This window comes from Streptomyces sp. PA03-6a (assembly GCF_033792765.1).
Taxonomy (GTDB): Bacteria; Actinomycetota; Actinomycetes; order Streptomycetales; family Streptomycetaceae; genus Actinacidiphila.
Genome location: NZ_JARAVK010000293.1, coordinates 1 through 9,918, shown reverse-complemented (window position 1 = coordinate 9,918; position 9,918 = coordinate 1). Strand labels below are relative to the sequence as shown.

Annotated in this window: 10 protein-coding genes; 5 read left to right on the top strand and 5 right to left on the bottom strand. The window is 72.9% G+C overall.

What is annotated here, in order from left to right; genetic code table 11:
* Positions 1-35 precede the first annotated feature (35 nt).
* Positions 36-680 (top strand): thymidine kinase, encoded by a 645-nt coding sequence (locus PV350_RS40180; protein WP_499514494.1) that lies wholly within the window; start codon positions 36-38, stop codon positions 678-680.
* On the opposite strand, the gene PV350_RS40175 is transcribed toward PV350_RS40180, so the two are convergent.
* Positions 677-1,471 carry a VOC family protein gene (locus PV350_RS40175; RefSeq protein WP_499514495.1) on the bottom strand — a complete coding sequence of 265 codons (795 nt, stop codon included), beginning with the start codon at positions 1,469-1,471 and terminating at the stop codon, positions 677-679. The two genes, PV350_RS40180 and PV350_RS40175, sit on opposite strands and share 4 nt — an antisense overlap.
* Positions 1,472-1,599: 128 nt before the next feature.
* Between PV350_RS40175 and PV350_RS40170 the strand changes: the two genes are divergently transcribed.
* The gene (locus tag PV350_RS40170) at positions 1,600-2,439 is read left to right on the top strand and encodes a sulfurtransferase (protein WP_499514496.1); all 840 of its coding nucleotides are present in this window, start codon (positions 1,600-1,602) and stop codon (positions 2,437-2,439) included.
* A 69-nt stretch (positions 2,440-2,508) separates the two neighbouring features.
* Here PV350_RS40170 and sepH read toward each other — a convergent pair whose 3' ends face one another.
* From sepH to PV350_RS40155, 3 genes are all read right to left on the bottom strand, one after another.
* Positions 2,509-3,606 carry a septation protein SepH gene (gene sepH, locus PV350_RS40165; RefSeq protein WP_500338369.1) on the bottom strand — a complete coding sequence of 366 codons (1,098 nt, stop codon included), beginning with the start codon at positions 3,604-3,606 and terminating at the stop codon, positions 2,509-2,511.
* 331 nt (positions 3,607-3,937) lie between these two features.
* Positions 3,938-5,260, bottom strand: coding sequence for a D-arabinono-1,4-lactone oxidase (locus PV350_RS40160; RefSeq protein WP_499514498.1), 1,323 nt, complete (start codon positions 5,258-5,260; stop codon positions 3,938-3,940).
* A complete protein-coding gene (locus PV350_RS40155; protein WP_500338368.1) occupies positions 5,217-6,464 on the bottom strand; it encodes an MFS transporter in 1,248 nt (415 codons plus the stop codon). The genes PV350_RS40160 and PV350_RS40155 overlap by 44 nt, the downstream gene beginning before the upstream one ends.
* 149 nt (positions 6,465-6,613) lie before the next feature.
* Here PV350_RS40155 and PV350_RS40150 point away from each other — a divergent pair, with 149 nt between their 5' ends.
* Together PV350_RS40150 and PV350_RS40145 are read left to right on the top strand one after the other, a co-directional pair.
* A complete protein-coding gene (locus tag PV350_RS40150) occupies positions 6,614-7,747 on the top strand; it encodes a ferrochelatase (protein WP_500338366.1) in 1,134 nt (377 codons plus the stop codon).
* A gap of 29 nt (positions 7,748-7,776) precedes the next feature.
* The gene (locus tag PV350_RS40145) at positions 7,777-8,577 is read left to right on the top strand and encodes an inositol monophosphatase family protein (RefSeq protein ID WP_499514501.1); all 801 of its coding nucleotides are present in this window, start codon (positions 7,777-7,779) and stop codon (positions 8,575-8,577) included.
* Positions 8,578-8,701: 124 nt separating this feature from the next.
* Here the strand turns inward: PV350_RS40145 and PV350_RS40140 are convergent, their stop codons facing one another.
* Positions 8,702-8,875 (bottom strand): hypothetical protein, encoded by a 174-nt coding sequence (locus PV350_RS40140; RefSeq protein WP_018561851.1) that lies wholly within the window; start codon positions 8,873-8,875, stop codon positions 8,702-8,704.
* A gap of 330 nt (positions 8,876-9,205) precedes the next feature.
* Between PV350_RS40140 and PV350_RS40135 the strand changes: the two genes are divergently transcribed.
* A complete protein-coding gene (locus PV350_RS40135; RefSeq protein ID WP_499514502.1) occupies positions 9,206-9,859 on the top strand; it encodes a response regulator transcription factor in 654 nt (217 codons plus the stop codon).
* Positions 9,860-9,918 lie beyond the last annotated feature (59 nt).

Here is a 9,918-nt window from a genome sequence, read left to right as displayed (position 1 = left end):
CCCACCACCCCGCCCCGAAAGGCCGCCGCCTCCTCATGCCTGAGCTCGTGTTCTTCTCCGGAACGATGGACTGCGGGAAGAGCACCCTCGCCCTGCAGATCGAGCACAACCGCTCGGCACGCGGCCTGGAGGGACTGATCTTCACCCGTAACGACCGGGCCGGCGAGGGCGTCCTCTCCTCCCGGCTCGGCCTGGAGACCAAGGCCGTCGAGGCCGCCGACGACTTCGACTTCTACGGCTACCTCGTCACGCACCTGTCCGGCGGCGCCCGCGCCGACTACGTCATCGTCGACGAGGCCCAGTTCTTCACCCCGGACCAGATCGACCAGCTCGCGCGCATCGTCGACGACCTGCGGCTGGACGTCTTCGCCTTCGGGATCACCACCGACTTCCGCACCAAGCTCTTCCCGGGCTCCCGGCGCCTGGTGGAGATGGCCGACCGGATCGAAGTGCTCCAGGTCGAGGCCCTGTGCTGGTGCGGCGCCCGTGCCACGCACAACGCCCGTACGGTGGGCGGGGAGATGGTCGTCGAGGGCGAGCAGGTCGTCGTCGGCGACGTCAACCGCCCCGGCGCGGACATCGGCTACGAGGTGCTCTGCCGCCGCCACCACATCCGGCGGATGACCGCGGCCGCGGCGCGCGCGGCGGCGATCTCGCCGGACGTCCTGCCGGTCGACTAGCTGCCGCCGGCCCCCGGCTGCGGCCGGGACCGGATCACGGTGAAGACCGCGCCCTCGGGGTCCGCCACGGTGGCCAGCCGGCCGTACTCGGAGTCGCGCGGCGTGCGGATGACCGTCCCGCCCAGGTCCGTCACCTGGCGGGTGGCGGCGTCGGTGTCGGCGACCTCGAAGTACGTCATCCAGTGCGCCCCGCGGTCGCGCGGCAGGGCCCGGCCGACGCCGTGGATCCCGCCGACCGGACGGCCGGCGAGGTGGAGCGTGAGGTAGTCGAAGTCGGTGGAGACCACCGCGTCGGTCTCCAGCCCGAAGACCACCGAGTAGAACTTGCCGACCAGCGAGGTCTCCCGGGTGAGCAGTTCGTTCCAGACCGGCGCGCCCGGTACCCCGAAGACCTCGGTCCCGCGGTGGTGCCGGGCCTGCCACACCCCGAACACCGCGCCCATCGGGTCCGAGGCGACGGCCAGCCGTCCCGCGTCGTCCGCGTCCAGCGGGCCGACGCCCACCGTGCCGCCGCAGATCCGGATCAGCTCGGCGGTCTTGTCGGCGTCGTCCGTGGCGAAGTAGGTCGTCCACGCGATCGGCAGGTGCCGGTCCCTGGGCAGCTCGCCGATGCCGGCCACGCTCTTCCCGTCCAGCGTGGCGCGCACGTACAGGCCCAGGGAATGCGGACCGGGGTGGAACTCCCAGCCGAACAGATGGCTGTAGAACTCCTGCGTGGCCTCGACGCTGTGAGCCAGCAGGCTGACCCAGCACGGGGTGCCGTGCGGGTGGCGGTTCCCTACCTCGGTCATCAATTCTCTCCTGGGGAGCAACGCTCGGGCTTGCAGGGGACGTGCCACAGCGATGCTCGCACCACCGGGTGTGCCGCGGACCGGGGCCGCGCCGCAGGTTTCCCGCGCCGGGTGACCACAATGGGCTTATGCATCCTGTCATTACCGTAACCGAATTGGCCGCGCTGCCGAAGGGCGTCCCGGGAGGCGCCGCCCTTCTGGACGTCCGCTGGCAACTGGGCGGGCCGCCCGGCCGTCCCGCGTACGAGGCCGGTCACCTGCCCGGCGCGCACTACGTCGACCTCGACACCGAACTCGCCGGACCGCCCGGGGCGGCGGGCCGCCATCCCCTCCCGGACCTCGCGGTGTTCACCGCCGCGATGCGCCGCGCGGGCGTCGGCGCGGACCGCGACGTCGTCGTCTACGACGGCGGTCCCGGCTGGGGCGCGGCCCGCGCGTGGTGGCTGCTGCGCTGGGCCGGGCACGAGCGGGTCCGCGTCCTGGACGGCGGGCTCGCGGCGTGGACCGCGGCGGGACTGCCTCTCGATGCGGACGTCCCCGCCGACGAGGAGGGCGACTTCGCCGCGGCGCCGGGCGCGCTTCCCGTGCTCACCGCCGACGAGGCGGCGGCACTGGCCCGCCGCGGCGTCCTCCTGGACGCCCGTGCGCCGGAGCGCTACCGGGGCGACACCGAGCCCATCGACCCCGTCGCCGGTCACATCCCCGGCGCGGTCAACGCCCCGACCACGGAGAACGTCGCCGCGGACACCGGCGTCTTCCTCGCCGCCGACGAACTCGCGGCGCGCTTCGGCAAGGCCGGTGCCACGCCTGGTGCCGAGGTCGGCGTCTACTGCGGCTCGGGCGTCTCCGGCGCCCACGAGGTGCTGGCCCTGGCGGTCGCCGGCATCCCCGCGGCGCTCTACGTCGGCTCCTGGAGCGAGTGGTCCACGGCGGGCCGCGACGTCGCGACCGGCCCGCAACCGGGCTGACCGGGCGCCGGCGGCTGGCCCCTACGGAGGACCGCACCGGGGCACCCCCTGAGGGGCAGCGTGCCCCGGTCAGTCCTGCTTCTTGCGCCGGCTCCCGAAGACGATCTCGTCCCAGCTCGGCACCGTCGCCCGCCGTCCCGGACGGACCCCGTCCGCCTCGGCCTGGCGGTCGGTGGAGCCGACCAGCCGGTCGCGGTGGGCGCCGACCGAACGCGGCATCAGGACGTCGGCGTACGCGGAGCCCGCGCCCGCACTCGCGGCGGGGGCCGGCGGCGCCTCCTCCTCCGCCCCGGGCGTGTCGGGACCGTCTTCGGTGACCGTTGCCGCAGCCGGCGTGTCGGGCGTGACGGAGGGCGGCCCCGCCTGGGCCGGCACCACCATGTCGCCGCGGAAGCTGGGGACCGCCTCCAGGAGGCTGGTCAGGGAGTCGCGCTCCTCCTCCGCCCGCTCCTCGGCCGTGCGTTCCGCCCGATCGGCGCGGTCGGGCCGCTCCAGCGCACGGTCGCGCGGGAGCCGCGCGATCCGCGGCACGAAGGGGTAGCTCGGCTCCTGCGCGGCCTCCTGGGTCGTCTCCCCGATGAGCGCGCGCGCCTCGTCGTCCACGGCCTGGACGAGCCGGCGCGGAGGGTCGTACGTCCAGCTCGCGGAGTGCGGCTCACCGGCCACCCGGTAGACGAGGAGCACCTCCCAGGTACCGTCGTCACGCCGCCAGGAGTCCCACAGGACGCTGTCCTTCTCGGCGCCGCGCAGCAGCAGCCGCTCCGCGACGGCCTCACCGAGCTGCGGACCGGTGCTCTCGCCCTGACGCCGCACCGCGGTCTTGCGGGCCCGCTCGGCCATGAAGGCGCGCTCCGCCAGCACGGGGCCCTCGAAGCGCCGGACGCGCTCCACCGGGATCCCGGCGAGCTGAGCGACCTCCTCCGCGGTGGCACCGGCTCGTATCCGCGCCTGGATGTCGCGCGGGCGCAGATGGCTCTCGACCTCGATCTCGATCTGGCCCAGCCGCGCCCGGTCGTTGCGGATGGCGGCACGCAGACGTTCGTCGATCGGAAGCGTGTACTCCGTGCTGTCGGCAGCCTTGAGCACCAGCCGTGTGCCGTCGTTGCTGACGGCCACGACACGCAGTTCGGGCACGGTTACCTCCCGGGTGGTGCCTGCCGACGTCACGTGCGTCGCTGCTCCCGATGGACGAGTGTGACCTGCCCGGGTGCAGCCTGCCACAACCTTGCTGAGTTTCCCGGCGTGTCGGGCGTGTGCCGTGACTCGCCGTTATGGCACGGTTACCTATTCGCAACGCTGAGTGGCCAAACGAACCACTCGGCGTCAAGTGTCTCCGGTTCGATCGACGGCACCCCGGGACGAGTGCGCCGTCTCCCCCCGGAGCCAGGATTTGTCACAGTACTCCATTTGGGCCACGTCGGTGGGGCGCCGCGCCGTCGAACTTCGCGCACGCCAAGGGAGTTGGGCCGGGATCTTCACAAAAACCACACAAGTGGAACTATTCGCCGAGCACCCGCCGCAGGTAGTCGTTGCGGAACAGCCGGTCCGGGTCCAGCCGGTCGCGCAGGGCGGTGAACTCGGCGAAGCGCGGGTAGACCTCGGCGAAGTAGTCCGCGTCCCGGGTGTGGATCTTGCCCCAGTGGGGGCGTCCCTGATGGGCGGTCATGATCTGCTCGACCGCCGTGAAGTACTCCTGGTACCGGCTGCCGCGGTACATGTGCACCGCGACGTACGCGGTGTCCCGGCCGGAGGCCGTCGACAGCGCGATGTCGTCCGCCGGGGCGACGCGCACCTCCACGGGGAAGCTGATCCTGAACCGCGAGGACTCGACCATGGACTTCAGCTCGCGCAGCACCTCCACCGCGGCCTCCCGCGGCACCGCGTACTCCATCTCCACGAAACGCACACGGCGTGGATGGGTGAACACCTTGTACGGGACGTCGGTGTAGGCGCGGGCCGACAGGGCCCGGCTGGAGACCTGGGCGATGCCCGGGATGAGGGCGGGCGCCGCCCGGCCCACGGCGCAGGCCGCCTGGAAGACCCCGTTGGACAGGAACTCGTCGTCGATCCAGCCGCGCACGCCCGGGACCGGGGCGGCGGGCCCCTGACTGCGGTTGTTCCGCTTCGTGTTGCAGCCGTCGGTGTGCGGGAACCAGTAGAACTCGAAGTGCTCGTTCTCCTCGACCAGTTGGTCGAACTCGGCGACCACCCGGTCGAAGCGCATGGGCTCCTCGCGCGCGGCGAGCAGGAAGAGCGGCTCGACCGCGAAGGTGAGCGCGCTGACCACGCCGAGCGCGCCCAGCCCGATCCGGGCGGCGGCGAAGACCTCGGCGTTCTCCTCCGCCGAGCAGGTGAGCACCGAACCGTCGGCGAGCACCAGTTCCAGCGCCTTGATCTGGGCGGCTATGGAGCCCGAGTCGCGGCCCGTGCCGTGGGTTCCGGTGCTGGTCGCGCCGGCCACGGTCTGTTCCATGATGTCGCCCATGTTCGTGAGCGACAGGCCTTCGGCGGCGAGCAGCGCGTTGAGGTGCTTGAGCTGGACGCCCGCCTCCACCGTGACCGTGCCGGCCTCGCGGTCGACGCGCCGCACCGCGGTCATCCGCTCGGGCCGGATCAGGACGCCCGAGGTCGCCGCCGTCGAGGTGAAGGAGTGCCCGGTGCCGACCGCCTTGGCCGGGAGCCCGTCCGCCGCCGCCTTGCGCACCACGGCGGCCAGTTCGTCCACCGAGGCGGGTGACTCGGTCCGCGCGGGCAGGGCCCGCACGTTGCCCGCCCAGTTACGCCATGTGGCCTTCCCGGCGGTCCTGTTCGTCGTAGCCATGCGCACGCGTCCCCTCCAGCTCAGGCGCCGACTCCAGCCGGCGGTACCCCAGGAAGGCCGCCACCACGGCGAGCGCCGCGGCGGAGGCGGGCACCGCGAACGCGGCCCGGGCCCCCGCCGCGTCGACCACCCACCCGGCCGCAGAGGCGCCGAGCGCCACACCGACCGCGAGCCCCGTGCTCGTCCACGTCATGCCCTCGGTCAGCTTCGCGCGCGGTACCAACTGCTCGACGAGCGCCATGGTGGTGACCATCGTCGGTGCGATGGACAGGCCCGCGACGAACAGCGCCACGGCCAGGAACGGCAAGTTCCCGACCAGTAGTGGCGGGATCATACTCACGGCCATGGCCGCCACGCCCAGGAGGAAGCGGCGGGAGGCCGTTCCCGTCGGCTTCATCAGGCCGAAAAGCACCCCCGCGAGGCAGGAACCCGCCGCGTACACCGCCAGCACCACGCTGGCCGCGGCCTTGTGGCCCTGCTCCTCGGCGAAGGCCACGGTGTTCACGTCCACGGCACCGAAGAGCGCCCCGGTCGCGACGAAGGTCAGCACGAGCACCTGCAGCCCGCGGGAGCGCAGCGCGGAGCCGGGGGTGTGCTGTTCGCGCGGGTGGGGCGGCGGTTCGGTGGCGCGCTGCGCGCTCAGCAGCCACACCCCGGCCGCCAGGAAGAGCACGGCCAGCAGCGGCCCCGCCTCCGGGAACCAGATCGTGCACAGCCCGATCGACAGGATCGGGCCCACGATGAAGCAGACCTCGTCGACGACGGACTCGAAGGAGTAGGCGGTGTGCAGCAGGGCAGGCGACCCGCGGTGGATCATGGCCCACCGCGCCCGCACCATGGCGCCCAGGCTCGGGGTCGTCCCCGCCGGCGCGACGCAGACGAAGAGCGCCCAGTCCGGAGCCCCGGTCCGTACGCACACCAGCAGGCCCGCCACCGCCAGCACCGTCACCCCGGCCGCCGGGCGCAGCACCCTGCGCTGGCCGTACCGGTCGACCAGGCGGGAGACCTGCGGACCCAGCGCCGCCCCGGCCAGCGCCAGGGTGGCCGCCAGGGCGCCCGCGATCCCGTAGCGGCCGGTGACCTGGGACATCATCGTCACGATGCCGATGCCGAGCATGGACAGCGGCATCCGGCCGATGAAGCCTGCCGCCGAGAAACCCCTGGTCCCCGGAGTGGAGAAGATCGCGCGATAGGGACTGGGCACAGGGCGCTCCAACGGCTTCGTTGCCGATGTTCGGGGGCTGAGGTGGGGGCGGGGGTAAGGAATGTGACTGCGTCACACAGCTTACAAAGGGAGCGCAAGCGAATTTTCCCGGTTCTTCGGCCGTCACCCCCGGGTGGCAGGATCGGAACATGTCCGATCACACCGAGGCCGGCACCGCCACTCCGTACGATGCACTGCTCCTGCTGTCCTTCGGGGGGCCCGAGGGGCCCGACGACGTCGTCCCCTTCCTGGAGAACGTCACGCGCGGCCGTGGCATCCCCCGTGAGCGCCTGAAGGAGGTGGGGCAGCACTACTTCCTCTTCGGCGGGGTCAGCCCCATCAACGCGCAGAACCGCGAGCTGCTGGAGGCGCTGCGCAAGGACTTCGCCGAGCACGGCCTCGACCTGCCCGTGTACTGGGGCAACCGCAACTGGTCGCCCTACCTCACCGACACGCTGCGCGAGCTGACCGGGGACGGCCACCGCCGGGTCCTGGTCCTGGCCACCAGCGCGTACGCCTCCTACTCCGGCTGCCGGCAGTACCGCGAGAACCTCGCCGACTCCCTGGCCGCCCTCGAGGCCGAAGGACACCCCGTCCCCCGCGTGGACAAGCTGCGGCACTACTTCAACCACCCCGGCTTCGTCCGGCCCATGGCCGACGCGGTGCTGACCGCCCTCGCCACGCTGCCCGAGGACGTCCGGGACGGGGCGCACCTGGCGTTCACCACCCACTCGATCCCCACCGCGGCCGCCGACACCTCGGGCCGGCCCGAGGAGCACACCGAGGACGGAGCCGGCGGCGCCTACGTCGCCGAGCACCTGGACACCGCCCGGGTGATCGCCGACGCCGTCCGCGAGGCCACCGGCACCGACCGCCCGTGGAAGCTGGTCTACCAGTCCCGCAGCGGCGCCCCCCACATCCCGTGGCTGGAGCCCGACATCTGCGACCACCTGGAGGAGCTGCACGCCGCCGGCGCCCCCGCCGCCGTCATGGTGCCGATCGGCTTCGTCTCCGACCACATGGAGGTCAAGTACGACCTCGACACCGAGGCGACCGCCAAGGCCGCGGAACTGGGCCTGCCCGTATCCCGCGCCGCCACCGTGGGCGCGGACCCGCGCTTCGCGGCCGCCGTGCGCGAGCTGGTGCTGGAGCGCGCCGCCACCGAGCGGGGCCTGACCCCCGAGCGGTGCGCGCTGGGCGCGCTCGGGCCCAGCCACGACGTGTGCCCCGTGGGCTGCTGCCCGGCGCGCAGCCCGCGGCCCGCTGCCGCGGGCGCCGAGTGACCGACGTACCCGAACGCACGAGGAGTACCGTGAACGACCACCTCAAGGACGAACTCCTGGCCGTGGCCCTCGAGGCCGCCCGCAGGGCGGGCGAGCTGCTGCGCGACGGCCGCCCGGCCGACCTCGGTGTGGCCGCCACCAAGAGCAGCCCGATCGACGTCGTCACCGAGATGGACATCGCCGCGGAGAAGCTGATCGCCTCCTTCATCATCGAGCGCCGCCCGGACGACGGGCTCCTGGGCGAGGAGGGCGCCAGCACCCCGGGCACCAGCGGGGTCCGGTGGGTGATCGACCCGCTGGACGGCACCGTGAACTACCTGTACGGCCTGCCGTCGTGGGCCGTGAGCATCGCGGCCGAGCGGGACGGCGAGACGCTCGTCGGGGTCGTCGAGGCCCCGATGCGCGGCGAGAGCTACCGCGCGGTGCTGGGCCGGGGTGCGTGGGTCGGCGACCGGCCGGCGGCCGTGCGCCCTGCGCCGCCGATGGACCAGGCGCTGATCGGCACCGGCTTCGGCTACCTGCAGGAGCGCCGCGAGGGCCAGGCGAGGGTGCTGCGCGAGCTGGTGCCGCAGGTGCGGGACATACGCCGCGGCGGATCCGCCGCCATCGACCTGTGCGACGTGGGCTGCGGCCGCCTCAACGGCTACTACGAGCGCGGCCTGAACCCGTGGGACTACACGGCGGGCGCGCTGTTCGCCCGCGAGGCCGGAGCCCTGACCGGCGGCCGCCCCGGGGTGCCGGAGTCCACTGAGCTGACCGTGGCGGCCCCGCCGGGACTGTTCGAGCCCCTGCAGCGCCGGCTCGACGAACTCGGCGCCTGGCACGACTGAGGGCCGCTGACGCCCCCCGTGACGGCCGGCCGCCCCGTGCGCAACCGGCGGCGGGCACGCGAACGCCCCGGCACCTGTCCAGGTGTCCGGGGCGCGGCGTTCGGCTGTGCCGCCCTGGGCGATCTCAGGCGATCTTGGGCAGCACCTGGACGCCGTGCTCGGCGGCGAGGCGGCGCAGGTCGGCCAGTTCGGCCTCCTCGACCTCGGCCAGGAACTCGTCCCCGTCCTCACGGGCGCGCAGAAGGTCCGATTCGGTGCTGTGTATGCGCTGCAGGATTCCAGTGGTGAATGCGTCCATCAGGTGGCGCCCCCTCGTCGTCGTGGGTTGACACAGGGATATTCGGGGTCGTGCGATGTGCGGGGTCGTTCACAGGTCTTGTCCGGGGACCCCTCGGATCACACAGCGGCTACTGCCACGGGAGTTGCGGACGCCCTGGGGGCGTGATCGGGGGTGTGCAGTCGTCCTCCCCAGGCCCGCCGGAGGGGAAACCTCCGGGACGCGAAGAATTGGGCGCCAACTGCTCTTACCCCTGTTTTACGGCCTCCCGGTGCAGGATGGAGGGGCGTTCAGCCTGCGCAGCGGGCTGTGCACGGCTCTTTGAGAAGTGCCTAGGGAAGGAACAGCGCCTTGCGCGTACTGGTCGTCGAGGACGAGCAACTGCTCGCCGATGCGGTAGCCACCGGACTACGCCGTGAGGCCATGGCCGTCGACGTCGTCTACGACGGCGGCGCCGCCCTGGAGCGGATCGGGGTCAACGACTACGACGTCGTCGTCCTCGACCGCGACCTGCCGGTCGTCCACGGGGACGACGTGTGCCGCAAGCTCGTGGAGCTGGGCCTGCCGACCCGCGTCCTGATGCTGACCGCCGCGGGCGACGTCAGCGACCGCGTGGAGGGGCTGGAACTGGGCGCGGACGACTACCTCCCCAAGCCCTTCGCCTTCACCGAGCTGACCGCCCGCGTACGGGCCCTCGGGCGCCGTACGACCGCGCCGCTGCCGCCGGTGCTGGAGCGCTCCGGGATCAAGCTCGACCCCAACCGCCGCGAGGTGACCCGGGAGGGCCGGCAGGTCCACCTGGCCCCCAAGGAGTTCGCGGTGCTGGAGGTGCTGCTGCGCAGCGAGGGTGCCGTGGTCTCCGCGGAGCAGTTGCTGGAGAAGGCCTGGGACGAGAACACCGACCCCTTCACCAACGTCGTGCGCGTCACCGTCATGACGCTGCGCCGCAAGCTCGGGGAGCCCGCGGTGATCGTCACCGTGCCCGGCTCCGGTTACCGGATCTGATCCGCCGTGCCCGCGCCCTCGTCCTCGCCGACGACCCCGCCCGCGTCGCAGGCCATCCC

Bases quoted from the DNA above. Each gene is read 5' to 3' on its own strand.
- PV350_RS40180 (WP_499514494.1), top strand. From the start codon at position 36: ATGCCTGAGCTCGTGTTCTTCTCCGGAACGATGGACTGCGGGAAGAGC.
- PV350_RS40175 (WP_499514495.1), bottom strand. From the start codon at position 1,471: ATGACCGAGGTAGGGAACCGCCACCCGCACGGCACCCCGTGCTGGGTC.
- PV350_RS40170 (WP_499514496.1), top strand. From the start codon at position 1,600: ATGCATCCTGTCATTACCGTAACCGAATTGGCCGCGCTGCCGAAGGGC.
- PV350_RS40160 (WP_499514498.1), bottom strand. From the start codon at position 5,260: ATGGCTACGACGAACAGGACCGCCGGGAAGGCCACATGGCGTAACTGG.
- PV350_RS40150 (WP_500338366.1), top strand. From the start codon at position 6,614: ATGTCCGATCACACCGAGGCCGGCACCGCCACTCCGTACGATGCACTG.
- PV350_RS40140 (WP_018561851.1), bottom strand. From the start codon at position 8,875: ATGGACGCATTCACCACTGGAATCCTGCAGCGCATACACAGCACCGAA.